This window comes from Nocardia vinacea NBRC 16497 (assembly GCF_000308835.1).
Lineage (GTDB): Bacteria > Actinomycetota > Actinomycetes > Mycobacteriales > Mycobacteriaceae > Nocardia > Nocardia vinacea.
Map to the genome: position 1 here is coordinate 37,228 of NZ_BAGN01000233.1, position 17,605 is coordinate 54,832.

At 66.4% G+C, this 17,605-nt stretch carries 14 protein-coding genes; 8 read left to right on the forward strand and 6 right to left on the reverse strand.

Annotated elements, in window-relative coordinates:
* The first annotated feature begins 18 nt into the window (after nt 1-18).
* The 5 genes from ON44_RS32545 (at nt 19) to ON44_RS32565 (ending at nt 5,549) form a co-directional block, all read left to right on the forward strand.
* On the forward strand, nt 19-1,041 hold the full coding sequence (locus ON44_RS32545) for a carbohydrate ABC transporter permease (protein ID WP_083898264.1): 1,023 nt from the start codon (nt 19-21) through the stop codon (nt 1,039-1,041).
* Entirely contained in the window at nt 1,041-1,916 is an 876-nt protein-coding gene (locus ON44_RS32550) for a carbohydrate ABC transporter permease (RefSeq protein ID WP_174415198.1), read from the forward strand. Before ON44_RS32545 ends, ON44_RS32550 begins: the two co-directional genes overlap by 1 nt.
* A gap of 114 nt (nt 1,917-2,030) precedes the next feature.
* Nucleotides 2,031-4,292: a transglycosylase domain-containing protein gene (locus tag ON44_RS32555; protein ID WP_040697416.1), complete on the forward strand. Its 2,262-nt coding sequence runs from the start codon at nt 2,031-2,033 to the stop codon at nt 4,290-4,292.
* Nucleotides 4,293-4,656: 364 nt separating this feature from the next.
* Nucleotides 4,657-5,115: a GyrI-like domain-containing protein gene (locus ON44_RS32560; RefSeq protein ID WP_040697418.1), complete on the forward strand. Its 459-nt coding sequence runs from the start codon at nt 4,657-4,659 to the stop codon at nt 5,113-5,115.
* Nucleotides 5,116-5,123: 8 nt separating this feature from the next.
* On the forward strand, nt 5,124-5,549 hold the full coding sequence (locus ON44_RS32565; protein WP_040697421.1) for a GyrI-like domain-containing protein: 426 nt from the start codon (nt 5,124-5,126) through the stop codon (nt 5,547-5,549).
* Nucleotides 5,550-5,710: 161 nt separating this feature from the next.
* Here the strand turns inward: ON44_RS32565 and ON44_RS32570 are convergent, their stop codons facing one another.
* From ON44_RS32570 to ON44_RS32585, 4 genes are all read right to left on the reverse strand, one after another.
* Nucleotides 5,711-6,811, reverse strand: coding sequence for an inositol-3-phosphate synthase (locus ON44_RS32570; protein ID WP_040697424.1), 1,101 nt, complete (start codon nt 6,809-6,811; stop codon nt 5,711-5,713).
* A complete protein-coding gene (locus tag ON44_RS32575) occupies nt 6,804-7,358 on the reverse strand; it encodes a PadR family transcriptional regulator (protein WP_040697429.1) in 555 nt (184 codons plus the stop codon). The genes ON44_RS32570 and ON44_RS32575 overlap by 8 nt, the downstream gene beginning before the upstream one ends.
* A gap of 367 nt (nt 7,359-7,725) precedes the next feature.
* On the reverse strand, nt 7,726-8,532 hold the full coding sequence (locus ON44_RS32580; protein WP_040697432.1) for a DUF1707 SHOCT-like domain-containing protein: 807 nt from the start codon (nt 8,530-8,532) through the stop codon (nt 7,726-7,728).
* Between the two features lie 6 nt (nt 8,533-8,538).
* Entirely contained in the window at nt 8,539-9,633 is a 1,095-nt protein-coding gene (locus tag ON44_RS32585; RefSeq protein WP_051182685.1) for a DUF1707 SHOCT-like domain-containing protein, read from the reverse strand.
* A 159-nt stretch (nt 9,634-9,792) separates the two neighbouring features.
* Here ON44_RS32585 and ON44_RS32590 point away from each other — a divergent pair, with 159 nt between their 5' ends.
* The 3 genes from ON44_RS32590 (at nt 9,793) to ON44_RS32600 (ending at nt 14,841) form a co-directional block, all read left to right on the forward strand.
* The gene (locus ON44_RS32590; protein ID WP_169338118.1) at nt 9,793-10,212 is read left to right on the forward strand and encodes a DUF5318 domain-containing protein; all 420 of its coding nucleotides are present in this window, start codon (nt 9,793-9,795) and stop codon (nt 10,210-10,212) included.
* Between the two features lie 718 nt (nt 10,213-10,930).
* A complete protein-coding gene (locus ON44_RS32595) occupies nt 10,931-13,081 on the forward strand; it encodes a transglycosylase domain-containing protein (RefSeq protein WP_444543896.1) in 2,151 nt (716 codons plus the stop codon).
* A 71-nt stretch (nt 13,082-13,152) separates the two neighbouring features.
* A complete protein-coding gene (locus ON44_RS32600) occupies nt 13,153-14,841 on the forward strand; it encodes a glycosyltransferase family 87 protein (protein ID WP_051182689.1) in 1,689 nt (562 codons plus the stop codon).
* 317 nt (nt 14,842-15,158) lie between these two features.
* Here the strand turns inward: ON44_RS32600 and ON44_RS32605 are convergent, their stop codons facing one another.
* The gene (locus tag ON44_RS32605) at nt 15,159-16,775 is read right to left on the reverse strand and encodes a TerD family protein (RefSeq protein ID WP_051182686.1); all 1,617 of its coding nucleotides are present in this window, start codon (nt 16,773-16,775) and stop codon (nt 15,159-15,161) included.
* Between the two features lie 67 nt (nt 16,776-16,842).
* The coding region (locus tag ON44_RS32610) for a TerD family protein (RefSeq protein WP_040697438.1) at nt 16,843-17,605 on the reverse strand (763 nt) is incomplete at its 5' end.

A 17,605-nucleotide genomic window follows, 5' to 3' on the forward strand; every position in this document is an offset into this window, starting at 1 on the left:
CCGTAGGAGAGAGAAACGGTGTCGGATCCTTCGGGAACGGCCACTCGCGTGCCGAGCGACGGCGATCAGCCGACAAAGCGCGGATTCGGTGGCACCTTGGCTTTGGAGTTGCGGCGTTCCGGTAAGGCGTGGTTGTTCGTCACGCCCGTGCTGATCACCCTCGCGGTGGTCGTCGGCTATCCGGTCTTCCGCGCGTTGTACATGTCGTTCCAGAAGGATCCTGGACTCGACCCGGCGACCGGCATGTTCGTCGAGGGTGGCAGCGCCGGCTTCTCGAACTACACGCACTGGCTGCTGCAGCAGTGTCAGGCGGCCGGCGAGACGGTGTCCTGCCCGACCGGCAACCTCGGCTCGCAGTTCTGGCTGGCCATCGGCGTGACGCTGTTCTTCACGGTGATCACGGTGACGCTGGAGGCCACCCTCGGCCTCGGTATGGCCATGGTCATGGGCAAGACCTTCAAGGGCCGCGCCCTGCTGCGTGCGGCGGTGCTGGTGCCGTGGGCGATTCCGACCGCGGTCACCGCCCGGCTGTGGGAGTTCATGTTCCAGTACGACGGTGTGGTGAACCGGGTCTTCGGCACCCACATCCTGTGGACATCGGAGGCCTGGCCCGCGCGGTTCGCGGTCATCGCCGCCGATGTCTGGAAAACCACGCCGTTCATGGCATTGCTGCTGCTGGCCGGTCTGCAGGTGATTCCGGCCGATGTGTACGAGGCCGCCAAGGTCGACGGTGCGTCGGCCTGGCAGCGCTTCACCCAGATCACGCTGCCGCTGCTCAAACCCGCGCTGTTGGTCGCGGTCCTGTTCCGCACCATGGACGGGCTGCGCCTGTACGACCTGCCCGCGATCATGACGCTCGGCAACCCGTCCACCCGCCCGATTTCGGCGCTGGTGGTCGAACAGGTCCGCCAGGGTCCCAATAGCGCGGCGGCACTGTCGACGATCACCTTCCTGCTGATCTTCGCGGTGGCGTTCCTGCTGGTAAAGGTCTTGGGCGCCAATGCCGTTCGGACCCAGGAAGAACAGCGGGAGGCGCACTGATGACCACCGTGACCACCAAAAAGCCCGCGGCACAGACACCTTGGACCAAGCGCCTGGGGCCGGTGCGGCTGTATCTGGGTGCGCTGATCGTGCTGGTGTGGGGCCTGGCACCGTTCTACTGGATGGCCGTCACCGCATTCCGCGATCCGGACTACACCTTCGACAACACCCCGTGGCCCACCCACGTCACCCTGGAGAACTTCCGCAACGCCTTCGACACCAGCCGCGGCAACGACTTCGGCAAGGCGCTGCTCAACAGCGTCATCATCGGCGCGGTGACCACGGCGGTCGCGCTGGTGCTCGGCGTGCTCGCCGCCTACGCGCTGGCGCGGCTGACCTTCAAGGGCAAGTACCTGGTCTCGGGGCTCATCCTGTCCGCATCGATGTTCCCGGTGGTCGTATTGGTCACCCCGCTGTTCCAGCTGTTCACCAACCTCGGCTGGATCGGTGAATACCAGGCGATGATCATCCCGAACATCTCGTTCGTGCTGCCGATGACCGTCTACATCCTGGCCTCGTTCTTCGCCGAACTGCCGTGGGAACTCGAGGAAGCCGCCCGCATCGATGGCGCGACCAAGACGCAGGCATTCCGGCTGGTCATGCTGCCGCTGGCCGCGCCAGCGGTTTTCACCACCGCGATCCTGGCATTCATCGCCTCGGTCAACGAATATCTGCTGGCCCGGCTGCTCTCCAGCGATAAGACCGAACCGGTGACCGTCGCGATCGCGCGCTTCTCCGGTAACAACCCGCTCGTGCAGCCGTACGCCGCAATCATGGCCGCGGGCACGATGGTCACGATTCCGCTGGTCATCATGGTGCTGCTGTTCCAGCGCCGGATCATCTCCGGTCTCACGGCGGGTGGCGTGAAGAGCTAGTACGCCTGTCGCATGGCTTGAATCCCGTTGCGGCGGTGATACTCGGTGTATACGATCTCTGGTCATTTCCGATCGTGTCCGTGCAGGTGAGTTTTACCGACGCTCCGGGAGGAGATGATCGTGAGCTCGTTCGGCAAGCGGCGACGCGGCGGCAGTCGCCGGGGCAGACCGATGCCGGCACCCTATGCCTCGGTCGCGGGATTCAGCGAGCACAACTTCGGGACTTCACGACGCAAGGACAAGCCCCGACCGCCCGGTTCTTCGAAACCGTCCAGGCCGCAACCGACCCCGGCGAATCGACCGCAGCGCACCAGGGGCGAACGCTTCCGACGGCTACTGCTCGCGCTGTTCATCACCTTCGTCGCGGTGCCGTCGCTACTGTTCGTACTGGTCTACTGGAGCGCCGAAATCCCGGATCCCGATGCGGTGCAGACCAATCAGATCGCCACCATCCTCGCGGCCGACGGAACAACAGTGATCGCGAAGGTTGTTCCGCCGGATGGCAATCGGATTCCGGTACCGCTATCGGAGGTGCCGAAACCGCTGCGCGATGCGGTACTTTCGGCCGAGGACCGCAACTTCTATACCAATCCCGGCTACTCGACCAGCGGATTCCTGCGCGCCGCGCGGGACAATATCCTCGGCAAAGAGGATGCCGGCGGCGGCTCCACCATCACTCAGCAGTATGTGAAGAATGCTTTCCTCGGGTCCGAACGCACCCTGACCAGGAAGATGCGCGAGCTGATCATCGCCGCCAAAATGGCGCGGCAATGGAGTAAGGACGACATCCTCGCCGCCTACCTCAACACCATCTACTACGGGCGCGGCGCGTACGGGATCTCGGCGGCCGCGAAGGCATATTTCGACAAGTCGGTGCCGGAACTGACGCTCGCCGAAGGCGTTGTACTGGCCTCGGTCATCCGCACCCCGTCGATCCTGGATCCGGAGACCCATCTCTCCGATCTGACCGCGCGCTGGAAGTACGTGCTCGACGGCATGGTCGAGATGGGTGCGCTCGCGCCAGGTGACCGTGATGCGGCGGTATTCCCGCAGATCGTCCCGATCACCGAAATCCCGGACGTCAACGCGGCCCGCGGCCCGGAGGGCCTGATCCGCAGCCAGGTGCTGCGGGAACTGCGCAGCGCGGGCATCAGCGAGCGGGAGCTGAATACGGGGGCATTGCAGATCACCACCACCATCGATGCCAGAGCACAGCAGGCCGCACTCGACGCGATCCACGATCGACTCGACCCGCAGCCGCCGGAACTGCGTGGCGCGGTGGTTTCGATCGACCCGCGTTCCGGCGCGGTGCGCGCCTACTACGGCGGCGCCGACGGCATCGGCTTCGACTTCGCGCAGGCGCCGCTGCAGACCGGCTCCGCATTCAAGGTCTTCGCGGTGATCGCGGCACTGCGGCAGAGCATTCCGCTCACCCGGATGCTCGACAGTTCACCGGTGACCGATCGCGGCACCAAGATCACCAATGTGGACGGCGAATCGTGCGGCAAATGCACCATGGCCGAGGCGCTGAAGCGCTCGCTGAACACCAGTTTCTATCGACTGACGATGTCGATGTCCGACGGCCCCGAGGCAATTGCCGATGCCGCCCATCAGGCCGGAATCCCCGAAGAGATTCCGGGCGTGGCCGGTAAGACGCTCACCGAGGACGGCGGCCACCCGCTGAACGGAATCGTGTTGGGCCAGTACCTGGTTCGCCCCATCGATATGGCCTCCGCCTACGCGACGATCGCCAATTCCGGTGTCTACCACCAGCCCTACTTTGTGCAGCGAGTGGTCGCGGGCGACGGCCGCGTCCTGCTGGATCGGGGCGGGCCCGACAAACAGGTCGGCAAGCAGCTCCCGCCCGGCCAGCAGCGCATACCGCGCGGCATCGCCGACAGCACCGCCGACGCGATGATCCCGATCGCCGCATATTCCAACGGGCACAGCCTGTCCGGTGGACGCCCCTCGGCCGCCAAGACCGGCACCACCCAACTCGGTGAGTCCACAGAGAACAAAGACGCGTGGATGATCGGCTTCACTCCGTCGCTGTCCACGGCGGTCTGGATCGGCACCGAACAGTCCCAGCCCATCGAAACCGCGCGCGGCGCCGACATCTACGGCTCCGGCCTGCCCTCCGATATCTGGAAGCAGGTGATGGACGGCGCGCTCGACGGCACACCGATCGAACAGTTCCCGACGGCCGGCTCGCAAGGCAGCCCGCCGACCGCGAGCAAACCCTCCGGCGGCAGCTACGACATCCTGAACCCGCCGACCAGCACCTCGTCCGCACCGGTCATCGTCATCCCACCCGCCCCACAGCCATCCAGGGAAGTCGAAATCTTCCCCGGACTGAGCATTCCGGTGCCCGGCTGAATCCTTTGGCAGCGCCTTCGGCGCTGCGTGTTCGCGGCCCCCTGGCGTCGCGAACTCCTCGCACGTAAGACTCGCTCCGTCGGGGTTGTGTCGAGCTGACAACATGCTCGTACTCGGTTCGCCATGAATGTGCGTCGACCGGGGCCATGGGAACGGATGACGTGGCAGCATCGTTTGCCAGAGTGAAGTGAGCGCGCGCCGGAACCGAAACCAGGCCGACGCCGACGTCGCGAGATCGATGAGGAAGGATATGCGCTCGAGCGACGACACGCGGCGCGAGCGTCAGGCCAGGAAGTAGCTTCCGTGGCCACGGGGGCCCGGGAGCGCCGCCAATTGGAGACAGACTAGACATAGGGGCACGCCGGTGGATTTCAATGTCGTTGACCGTCCCGAGACGCTCGTGGCGGGCACAGTGCTGCGCAGCCCGGCGCTCGCGGTCGAGGGACCGCGCCGCGCCAAGGTCGAGGAGGCGTGGAAACGCAATCTGGCCCGCAAGCTGCCCGGCCCGCCGACGACCGCGTATGTGGACCACGCGCCCGAGATCAACTCCTACCTGACGCATATCGTCGGCTACCGCTGCCACACCCTCGCGGATCTGCTACCGGGCGATGTGCTCGCCCGAGTACCCGCGGGACGGTTCGCCCGATTCACGCTCAGCGGCGACAATCTCGGCGACACCATCGTGACCATCTGGCGGGCGGTATGGGATGCCGAGGCCGCCGGACGATTGATCCGCGCCTATACCGGTGACGTGGAACATTATCCGGACGCGCGCACGGCCGAAGTATTCGTGGCGCTGGCAGACGAACCGGTCGACGGTTAGGAACAGCTGTGGACTTCGAAATTGTCACATTGGACGAAAGCCTGGTCGCCGGACTCACCGTCCCGCTGGCCGGACGCGAGGTGACCGCCCGCGACCTGGACCTGGTGAACTTCACCTGGGACCGGTATCTGGCGCGGGAGAAGAATGTGCCGCGGGTCGCGGCCTATATCGGCCAGAACGATCACGCCGTCGCGATTCTGGGCTACGAGGTCGCCGAGATGGACGATATGGATGCCGGTGATGTGCTGACCCGGGTCCCGACCGGGCGCTACGCGAAATTCGTTGTCTCCGATAAGCCCTACGATCTGCTGCGCACCGCATGGGCACAGGTCCGCAAGGCCGAGAGCGCGGGCACCATCACCCGCTCGCACACCGCAGAACTCGAGCGCTACACCGGGCCGACTTCCGTAGAGGTGTACGTCTCGCTGGATTGAGTTGCCGAGGTGCCGGTGACTGCAGACCGGTGACTCGGAGACGGGCTGAGCGTCAGAAACGAAAAGGGCCGGGCTCACGGATTTCCGTAGCCCGGCCCTCGACGTCTCCCGCTCATCACACACGAGATTTCGAGAACACGCAGCGCCGCAGGCGCTGCAAATTATTCAGCGCCGATGATGAACGCTTCCAGCTGCGTGCGCGCGATGTCGTCCGCCAGCTGCTTCGGCGGGGACTTCATCAGGTAGGCCGAGGCCGGGATGACGGGGCCGCCGATGCCGCGGTCCTTGGCGATCTTCGCGGCGCGCACCGCGTCGATGATGATGCCCGCCGAGTTCGGCGAATCCCACACCTCGAGCTTGTACTCCAGGTTCAGCGGCACATCACCGAAGGCACGCCCCTCGAGGCGCACGTAGGCCCACTTGCGGTCGTCGAGCCAGCCGACGTGATCGGACGGGCCGATGTGCACGTCGTTGGCGCCCAGTTCCTTCTTCAGGTTGCTGGTGACGGCCTGGGTCTTGGAGATCTTCTTCGACTCCAGCCGCTCACGCTCGAGCATGTTCTTGAAGTCCATATTGCCGCCGACATTGAGCTGCATGGTGCGGTCGAGCTGCACGCCGCGGTCCTCGAACAGCTTGGCCATCACGCGGTGGGTGATGGTCGCGCCGACCTGGCTCTTGATGTCGTCACCGACGATCGGAACGCCTGCCTTGGTGAACTTTTCGGCCCACACCGGGTCGGAGGCGATGAACACCGGCAGCGCGTTGACGAAGGCAACGTTGGCATCGATGGCGCACTGGGCGTAGAACTTGTCCGCCTCTTCGGAGCCGACGGGCAGGTAGGAGACCAGGACGTCGACCTTGTTGTCCTTCAGCACCTTCACGACGTCGACGGGCTGCGCCTCGGACAGCTCGATGGTCTCGGCGTAGTACTTGCCGATACCGTCCAGCGTCGGACCACGCTGCACGACAACGTCGCTCGGCGGCACGTCGGAGATCTTGATCGTGTTGTTCTCGCTGGCGAAGATCGCCTCGGCCAGGTCGAAGCCGACCTTCTTGGCGTCGACGTCGAACGCGGCGACGAATTTGACGTCGCGGACGTGATACCGGCCGAACTTGACGTGCATCAAACCGGGCACGGTCGCGGTCTCGTCCGCGTCCTTGTAGTACTGCACGCCCTGGACCAGCGAGGAAGCGCAGTTACCAACGCCGACGATGGCGACGCGGACTTCGGTGGCGTTTTCAGCCTTGTTGTCTTCACTCATGGCCGATATTTCCCTCTTTCTGTGGTGCCGCCTTCGTCGATTGCTCCGCCGCAATCAACTCGTTGAGCCAGCGCACTTCGCGCTCGCTTGATTCCAGACCGAGCTGGTGGAGCTGGCGGGTGTAGCGATCCAGCGAGCCACTGGCCTTCTTGATCGCCTCCCGCAGACCCTCTCGGCGCTCCTCGACCTGCCGTCGCCTGCCCTCCAGAATCCGCATCCGCGCTTCCGCGGGGGTGCGGCTGAAAAACGCCAGGTGGACGCCGAAGCCGTCGTCGGTGTAGTTCTGCGGTCCGGTATCGGCGAGCAGTTCGGTGAACCGCTCCCGCCCGGCCGGAGTCAGTTGATAGACCCGTCGCGCACGACGGGTGACGCCCGCGACGTTCTCCTCGGCGATCAGTCCATCCGTCTGCATGCGACGCAGCGTCGGATAGAGCGATCCGTAGGAGAAGGCCCGAAACGGCCCGAGCAATCCGGTCAGCCGCTTGCGCAGCTCGTATCCGTGCATGGGCGCTTCGAGGAGCAGCCCGAGGATTGCCAGCTCGAGCATCGGGCTTCACCCCCTGACTGTGTGTGCAGACCTAACCGATGGATGCGACTTCCCACTATATCGGAGCGATATAAACATGCATAGTCGTCGGCGATACATACCGCTGTTTGCGCAGGTAGAGGCGACTACCCCACGCGCGCCCCGGACAGCAGACAACACCACCATCGTCCGTTTGCGGGCTCGGATGTAGCTGGTACCGGCTGCCGACGGTGGGACGAAACTCGACTCGCCCCACCTCGGCACCGTCAGCGCTGGGCGCTGACCGTTCTCCCTAGTCGATACCGAATGGCGCGGCGTAGCGAACCGTGCCGTGCGGTAGCGGTTGAGCCGGATCGAGCGTCAATGCCATCCGGATCGCGGCGCCCCGTCAGCGACTGGGCGGGAAGACTTGCAATGGCTCCCCGGTTACCGTCGCTGTCAGATAACCCGACGCACCCGCTCGGTTCTTCGCGTAGATCGAGACAGCGGCGTCCGAATCACTGCGGCCCGGCGGAAATTCGATCGAGGCGTGCGTAATGACACCGTCCGGCGTCTTGATCGACTGCGGCGCACCGGCCAGCAGCCCCGCGATGGCACGCAGGTCGATGCTCGCGAGATCGAAGGTGCGCACATCGGCCTTGCGCCCATTGCTGGTGGTGTAGTCGTGGAATCCGCCGTCGTAGCGATATCGCACGGTCTCGGTCGGATCGCCTGCCGCCTGCCGCTCGAAGATCGCGTAGTCGGGATACAGGGTGACCTCGTCGACCTTCGTATCGCCGAACTCGGCGCGATATTCATCGATGAAGTACGCGAGGCCGCTACCCGTGGTGAGCACCGGCACATGTTCCGACCACCCGAACGGTCCGGACGCGCCCGAAGCGCAGCTCGCGATGCCGCCCACCGCCGCACCGATGACCGCCGCACCGGCGATGAACGCCACCGGCGCGAGCCAGCGCCGCGGTCGACGGCGATCGACTCGAATCACCGGGGCGTCCACCAGATTCCGCGGAATCTGCAGATCGCCGATCAGCGCGTCCAGCTCACCGAATGCCTTGGCGCGCATGGCCTGCGCGGTGCGTTCGGCGTGTTCGTCGTCGGTGAGCTGACCGTCGGCCAGCGCCGCGTCGAGCACTCCGCAGACATCGGCCCGATCGGTATCGCGGGCCCGGATTCCGCTATAGCGCGTCGTCGCCATCGACAATCACCCCTGGAACGGCCAGGCGCGAACAACCTGCCCCGCCGGAGTCAGCACGTAGTACCCGGATTCGTTGAATTGGTTGCCCGCGTATATCCGCACGATGGTCGCACCCTTCGCGCTGCCGAAAGAGCTATAGGAACCGGTGGTGTCGACTTCCACATCCATATGCGTGACAACTCCGTTCGGCACCTTCAACGCGGTGGGCGCGGTTGCCAGTAAGTCCGACACGGCGGCGACGTTCAGCTGCGCCAGATCGACGGCGGGCGTATCGGTCTTGCGACTGACGGGAGCACCGCTCTGCGCGAATCCGCCGCGGTAGTCGTAGCGGACCTGCCGATTCGACTGACCGGGTACCGCGCGCGCAACCGTGGCGTAATCGCCGAACAGGGTCAGCTCATCGGCCTGCAGATCACCGAACTTCTCCCGGTACTTCGCCAGGAAGTGCGTAACCCCTTCGCGAGTGAGCAGATTCGGCGTCGCGACCACCACCGGTGGCACCGCACCGAGATCGGGCACCGCGGCGCCAACATGTGCGACGGGTGGCGCATCCGATGTCGCGGCACCGCTGGTCAGCGCGAAAGCGGCGACGGCGGCACAGACCGACGCGGCGGTCACACCGATCACATACCAGCGTCGGCGATTCGATCGAGGTGGCGCCGGCGGCAACGGCGCATCGGTCGGCCGTTGCAAGTCATCGACCAGATCGGCCAGATCGCCGAGTGTCTTGGCCCCTTGCGCCAATTCACTGAGCGTCTGATGCTCCTCTTCGGTGAGCTGACCATCCCGGCGGGCGCTGTCGAGTAGCTGCCCGGTTGTGTTGCGATCGGCGTCGCGGGCTCGGGTGTGATCGGGATAACGGCCCGTGGATCCGGGGCGGCGCAAGGGGTTTCGCGTCGGTGTCGGCGCACCCGGTACCAGATCGCGCACCGCCGAAGGGACCTGGAGATCGCGGGTGAGCCGGTCGAGATCGGCGATGGTCTTGGCGGTCTCGGCCCGCGCAGTACGGTCGCGATATTCATCGGCGCCGAGCTGCCCTTCGGCGTAGGCGGCATCCAGCACACTGGACACGTTGGCACGGTCGAGGTCACGCGCGCGCATACGTCCGGATGCTGCCGTCGACCGCCCGGATGTAGCGGGGGACACGGGGGAATCGTAATCCGCCGACGCCGGTAACGCCCCAGTTCAACAATGAATACCGGTCGGTCGATCCCGCATAGCCCAGCGCGGCCCGCGCGCGGCCCCGCTACTCTGGTTCTCGTGCGAATTCAGCGACAGGTGGTCGACTACGCTCTCAAGCGTCGGTCGCTGCTCGCTGACGTCTATGCGGGCCGTGTCGATGTCGCCGAGGTTTGCGATGCAAATCCCTACCTTTTACGTGCGGCGAAGTTCCACGGTCGGGGGAGCGAGGTCACATGCCCGATCTGCCGGAAAGAGCAATTGACGCTCGTATCCTGGGTCTACGGCGACGGCCTCGGCCCGATGGCGGGTTCGGCTCGCACACCAGAGGAATTGATACGCCTCGCCGAGACTCGCGAGGAGTTCTCGGTCCATGTCGTCGAGGTATGCCGGAGCTGCAGCTGGAATCATCTGGTGCAGTCCTATGTGCTCGGTACCGCTCCGTCGCCCACGCGGCGGCGCACGGGCACCAGGGCCAACCGGCGCACCGCAGCCGAATGATGTGCCAGGTCATCTGCCCGTCGGGTGACACGCGGAGCCTCGACGTGTCCGCCGCGGCGATAATCGCCGCATCGCGCCCCGCAGACCCTTACGAGTTATGGAGATCTTGTCAGTGAATTCGCCCTACGAGACTTCCCCCTACGGCGATGAACCGCACGGCGGCCGCACTCAGCGAAGTTCACCTCAGCCTCCGAACCCGTATCCCGGTCAGCGACCGGCCGGTCCCCCGCCTGGTCGGCCAGGTCCCGCTGGTCCGCGGCCGCCGCAGGGTGGGTATCCCGGCGAGCCGCGTGGTCCGCAGCCGCCGCCGCGTCGACCGGGTCCGCCGCCGCAGGGCCGTCCGCCGCAGGGCAGGCCACTACCCGATAACGCCCCGCCCGGCGCGCAGTCCACGCAGAAGATCGAGCGCCCGAATCGGCAGCCCGGTCCACTGACCGACGCCGAACGCAACCGTCGCACGGCCCCGCCCACCGGTCCCCGACCGGCCAGCCCGCGGCCCGGCCAGGATCGGCCCGGTCAGGATCGCCCCGGCGCCCGGCGCCCCAACGGCACCGGCCCCACCACCGGCGAGCGCCGGGCGACCGCGGGCGCGCCGCCCTCGGGACCGCCGCCACGCCGCAATGGCGGTAACGGTGGTCCGGGTGGACCGGGCGGTCGTCGTCCCGGTGCGAAGAAGAAGTCACCGTGGCGGATCGTGCGCCGGGTTATCTACGTCCTGCTGGCCCTTTCCATCATTTTGCCGAGCACGATCTTCCTGATCGCCTACACCACGGTTTCGGTACCCCAGCCGGGTGACCTCAAAACCAACCAGGTCGCGAATATCCTCGCCAGCGACGGCACCACGGTGATCAGCAAGGTGGTACCGCCCGAGGGCAACCGCACCGACGTCACCATCGACCAGATTCCGCCACATGTGCGCAATGCCGTGATCGCCGCCGAGGACCGGGACTTCTACACCAACCCGGGCTTCTCGGTTTCCGGCTTCATGCGCGCCGCCCGGGATCAAGCCCTCAACAAGGAGAGCGCGGGTGGTGGCTCGACCATTACCCAGCAGTACGTGAAGAACGCGCTCGTCGGTGACGAACACTCGCTGTCTCGCAAGCTGCACGAGCTGGTCATCTCGGCGAAGATGGCGCGCCAGTGGAGCAAGGACGAAATCCTTGCCGCCTACCTCAACACCATTTACTTCGGTCGCGGTGCGTACGGAATCGATGCCGCCGCCAAGGCCTACTTCGCCAAGCCGGTCTCGGAGCTCACCGTGGCCGAGGGCGCGGTGCTCGCCGCCACCATCCAGCAGCCCTCCGGCCTGGATCCGGAGAAGAATCCCGAGGGTGCGAAGTTCCGCTGGAACTATGTGCTCGACGGCATGGTCTCCGGCGGCAATCTGAAGGCCGAAGAGCGCCAGGGCCAGCAGTACCCGCAGGTGGTCCCGGTGTCCACCACCAAGGACAAGGGCCTGGACACCGGGCCCGAGGGCCTGATCAAGACCCAGGTGCTCAAGGAGTTGGCGGCCGCGGGCATCAGCGAACAGCAGCTCAACACCGCTGGTCTGTCGATCACCACCACGATCGATCCGAAGGCACAGCAGGCGGCCGTCGACGCCGCGCAGAAGAAGATGCAGGGCGAGCCGGAAAAGCTGCGCGCCGCAGTGGTTTCGGTGGATCCGAAGACCGGTGCGGTGCGCGCCTACTACGGCGGCGACGACGGTCAGGGCTACGACTTCGCCAATGCCGGTCTGCAGCCGGGATCCTCCTTCAAGGTCTTCGGTCTCGCGGAGAACCTGGAATTGGGCAAACCGCTGTCGGAGATGTACGACAGTTCGCCGATCACCGTGAACGGCATCAAGATCACGAACGTCGAAGGCGAGCAGTGCGGCACCTGCACCATCGCCGAGGCGCTCAAACGCTCGCTGAACACCAGCTTCTACCGCATGGAGCTGGATATGCAGAACGGTCCGCAGAAGATCGCCGATATGGCGCACAAGCTCGGCATACCGGAGACCATTCCGGGCGTGGGCAAGAGCCTGGTCGAGCCGGACGGTTCCGCGCCGAACAACGGCATCGTGCTCGGTCAATACCAGGCCAGGGTGCTCGATATGGCCTCGGCCTACGCGACGCTGGCCGCCTCCGGCGTCTACCACGCACCGCACTTCGTCACCAAGGTGGTGAGCGCCGACGGGCAGGTACTGCTCGACCGCGGCGATGTGGCCGGTGAACAGCGGGTCTCGGCGGCGGTCGCGGACAACGTCACCGACGCGATGAAGCCGATCGCAGCGTGGTCGCGCAATCACAACCTGGCCAACGGCCGCGAGTCGGCGACCAAGACCGGTACCGCCCAGCTCGGCGACACCGGCGAGAACAAGGATGCCTGGATGGTCGGCTACACCCCGTCGCTTTCCACCGCGGTGTGGGTCGGCTCCATCGATAACTCGGCGCTGCGCAACTACAGCGGCGGCATGGTCTACGGCTCAGGTCTGCCCTCGGATATCTGGAAGGCCACCATGGACGGTGCCCTGGACGGCACCCCCAAGGAAACCTTCCCGAAGCCGGCCCCGATCAAGGGCCAAGCCGGTGTGCCCGCGTGGTCGGCACCGTTCACCCCGCCGTCGACCACGGAGGCGCCGCTGCTGCCGCCGATCCAGATCGTCCCGAATACGATCGACACCCCCTTCGGACCGATCCAGGTACCCGGCGTGCAACCGCAGACGCAGCAGCGCCAGCCGCAACAACAACAGCAGCAGCCGGAGTCGACGCCGCTGCCCGGACAGCCGACGGCGAACTCCGACGGTTCGATGCCGACGACCACCGGATCGCCCCAACCGGGTGGCACCGGTAACGGCAACGGCAGTCAACCGACCCGCACCCGGTAGCCTCGGGTGCCGTGACCGAACCGCAACTCGTGGACGAGCGGACGAACGCAAGCGCGCCGCAGACCGACGGGATGCCGTCCGGTGCAACGCAGTCCGTCGGCGGCGCGGCGCACTATGTCGCGCCCGCGCCGCTGGCACCGGACCTGCGCTCGGCCGACGGCCGAGATCGGCCCAGCCGCAACGATTCCCTGACCGCGCAGCTGAGTACGGTCGTCGGCGGCCCGGTCGGTGACCACGCGCTGATCGGCCGGGTTCGGTTCTGGACCCCGATGCGGGTGCTACTCGCCTTCGCGCTGGTCTTCCTCGCACTCGGCTGGGCGAGCAAGGCGGGCTGCATCCAGCAGACGAGCACGTCCGACGGTTCGCTCACCCTCGACTGGAACAACGGCCGCCAGTACATCGCCATGTGCTACTCGGATACCGTGCCGCTCTACGGTGCGGAGCGGTTGAACGAGGGTGCCTTCCCGTACAAGAAGGAATGGACCGAGCAGACCCCGGACGGCGGCCGGGAGACCAGGTACATGGAGTATCCGGTGCTGTCCGGGCTCTACCAGTACGCGTCGATGCAGGTCGCCAAGACCTGGGATGCCTCGCCGCTGCCCGGTGCGCTGCAGGTGGTCATCTACTTCAATGTGGTCGCGGTCGGTCTGGCCTTCGCCTGGCTGGTCACGGTATGGGCCTCGGCGCAACTGGCGGGGCGGCGGATCTGGGATGCCGCGCTGGTCGCCTGTTCGCCACTGGTGATCGTGCACGCGTTCACCAATTTCGACGCGCTCGCAACGGCTTTCGCCGCCACCGGGCTACTCGCCTGGGCCCGCCGACGACCGCTGCTCGCGGGCCTGCTGCTCGGACTGGGCGGCGCGGCCAAGCTCTATCCGCTGCTGCTGCTCGGGCCGATCGTGGTGCTGTGCCTGCGCGCCGACCCACTGCAGCGGGTGCCGAGCGCACGGCTCGGACTCCGATTGAGCGATATCAACAGCGGGCGCACTGCGATGACCTGGCTGCGTGAAACCCCGTATCGCATGCAGTTTCTCAGCGCCCGACCGCTGGGCGCGGCCGCCTTGACCGTCGCGGCCGCCGCGGGCACCTGGCTGGTGGTGAATCTGCCGATCGCGCTGCTGTACCCGAATGGCTGGCGGGAGTTCTTCCGGCTCAACACCACTCGCCACGCCGACCCGGATTCCATCTACAACGTCATCACCTCGTTCACCGGCTGGGCCGGATTCGACGGCGAGATCGGACATGCCGAACAGCCGACCATCCTGAATCTGGTGTCGCTGCTGGTATTCGTCGCCGCCTGTGCGGCGATCGCCTACATCGCGCTCACGGCCCCGCGCCGACCGCGCCTGGCCCAGCTGTGCTTCCTGGTCGTCGCCGCCTTCCTGATCACCAATAAGGTCTGGAGCCCGCAGTATTCGCTGTGGCTGGTGCCGCTGGCCGTGCTCGCGCTGCCGCATCGCCGAATTCTGTTGGTCTGGATGACCATCGACGCACTGGTCTGGGTGCCGCGGATGTTCTACTACCTCGGCCTGGACCGCAAGGGTCTGCCCGAGCAGTGGTTCACCGGCACCGTACTGCTGCGCGATATCGCGGTACTCGCGCTGTGTGCCTTGATCATTCGACAGATCTACCGACCCGAGGAGGATCTGGTCCGGCGCGATTTCGTCGACGATCCGGTCGGCGGCGTCATCGATCGCGCACCGGACCCGCTGCTGCCCTGGCTGCCGGAGGCACTACGGCCCAGGGCTGTGCTGCGCTAGCGACTGCTTGCAGGTCGCTCGAAAGGGCCGCTAGCGACTGCTTGCAGGTCGCTCGAAAGGGGCCGCTAGCGACTGCTTGCAGGTCACTCGAAAGGGGCCGCTAGCGACTGCTTGCAGGTCACTCGAAAGGGGCCGCTAGCGAGACTGCTTGCAGGTCACTCGAAAGGGGCCGCTAGCGAGACTGCTTGCAGGTCACTCGAAAGGGGCCGCTAGCGACTGCTTGCAGGTCACTCGAAAGGGGCCGCTAGCGAGACTGCTTGCAGGTCACTCGAAAGGGGCCGCTAGCGACTGCTTGCAGGTCGCTCGAAAGGGTCAGCTCAGCTGGTGCGCAGGAAGCGCGCCTGCCTGGCCGGTTCCCGTGGCAGCAGGTCCAGATCCAGCTGCCACGCGCTGCCGGTCCACGGGTCGAACAGCGGGGTGCCGTCCACCGTCGGCAGATGACGGCAGGCCTGGGACAGCATCGCCACCGTCCCGTCACTGGACTCGGATTCGTCGGTGCCGACGATCACCGTGGAGAGCCCGATCAGATCGCCGCGTACCAGCAGCGTCGCGATCCGCTGCGCGTCCGCGGTCTGGTACCCGTGCGGGAAGTCCGCGGCGAGCAATACCCGATGCTCGGTCGGCGGCGTGAAATTCCCACTGGAATAAGCCAATTCGGCCAGTTCGGCGGCATCGACCAGGGTCTGCAGCCGCGCCGAGATATCGCCGAAATCGGTGATCGGCGGCCCGTTCAGCACCGGGGTCAGCGGACCGACGAGCTGGCCGAACGCGCCGGTCAGGTCGATCATGTCGACCAGCGTGCGCCGGCCGGGATCGGCCGCGAGCAGGCGCGCGAGCACCGCGCCGACGACCGGGGTCGCCGCAGCCGTGGATTCGGTATCGATCCACAGCGGACGAGTCAGCGGCACCGGCACGCAGTACGGAATCCGCAGCGGCCCGCGCTCATTCGCGTAGAGCTCGCCGAGTCGGATGCCGTCGCTCGGCGTCGGCGCCCCGTCCCAGGCGGGCGAATCCCAGGACGCGAGTGACGGCGGCAGTTGCCGATCGGCGTCGGCGAGTTCGCGCATGAGCGCTTCGCTATCGCGCAGGTGACTACCTTCCGCGGTGGCGATCAGATCGTCACAGCGACGCTGGGCGGTCTGCCTGGCCTCCTCGGCGGCGGGGGTGTTCCTGGTCGCCGGATCCGAAACCGCCGCGGACAGTTCCTGATCCAGCCGCTGCATGGCGTAATCACGCGCGGAGATGAGCGCGGCGGCCGAGCGCGCGGCATCCTCGAAGATCATCCACAGGCGTTCGAGTCCGTGCGCGACCTCGAGCGGCGCCGGGCCGGCGGCACGGGAGTCGCCGGGACCGCTGATGGTGTCTTGGCCGTCGGCCCGGCCCGCACTGCCGACCGGTTCGGCTTCCCGCAGATCGGCCGCGCTATGTTGCCCGGACTGCGGCGTCGCCGGTTCGTCGACCTCGACGCCGTGCGCGGTGAGCAGCACCGCGAGCCCACCCGCATAGCCCTGACCGACCGCGCGCAACTTCCAGTCGGTTCCGCGCCGATACACCTCGAGGCAGATCAGCGCGGTCTCCCCCGCGGACGGACGGATCGCGAATTCCGCTGTAGCGATATCGTGCACGGCGAGTTCGGCGGTGACCGCACCGAGCCCGGGCTCCTGCGCGGGCGCGGCCGGATCGGCGCTGACCACGAGCAGCACCGCCTTGGCGTCGGCGCGCACCTCGGCGAGCCGGATGGTGACGCTGTCCTCGGACAGCGTCACCCCCGCGGTCTCGGCCTGGTTGTAGAACACGAAATCGCCGGTATCGAAGACCCGCAGGTTCTCCGCCACCACGAGCGCCGAAACATCCAGGGCAGCCCCGGCTTTCGCGCTGAATCGAACGATATCGCCGGTCAGCACCATATTCTGACCGGCCTTCAGCTGAATCACGTTGTCCGCCCCGTTGTTTCGTGCACTCTGTCTTTTCGAGCGACCTGCAAGCAGTCGCTACGCTAACTCAATTGCCCAGGAACCGGCCCAGCTGTGGCACCGCCTCACCGGGATGTTTGGCCTGGAAGCCTTCGCCGAGCGCCTGCAACTTCCAATCGCTGCCGACCCGGAACAGCTTGGCCATCGCCATCGCGGTGAACGGCATACCGCCTGCCATGGTGTACCTGGCCAGCTCGCCGTTGTTGGCGCCGTCGACCAAGCGGCAGAACGCATTCTGGACTTGTTCGAAGGTGTGGCCCTTATAGGAGGTCACGATGAACACCAGCGTGCTGACATGCGCCGGGATGCGGGTCAGGTCGACCAGGATCACCTCGTCGTCGCCCTCACCCTCACCGGTGAGGTTGTCGCCCTGGTGCCGGACCGAGCCGTCCTTGGAGGTCAGCTGGCCGTAGTAGGCGACATCCACCACGTTCATATCGGCGAACATCACCACCGACGCATCGAGGTCGATATCGACAGTCCGGTTGCCGAACATGCCGCGGCTGCGCACCGGATCCCAGCCCAGACCCATCTTCACGAAGGTCAGCGCGGTGCCGCCCTCCTTGCGCAAGGTGACCCGCTGGCCTTTGACCAGGCTGACCGGGCGATCCTTGCTCAGGCTGACTTCGCTGGGCGGCTGTTGTTGCGCAGCGGGCTGCGCGGCCGGCGGATAGCCCTGGCCCGGGCCGGGCGCGGGCGGCGGGTAACCACCGGGTGCGGGCGGGGGCGGGTAGCCCTGGCCGGGCGGCGGGTAACCGGGTGCGCCCTGGGGGTAGCCCTGCTGTGTCGGC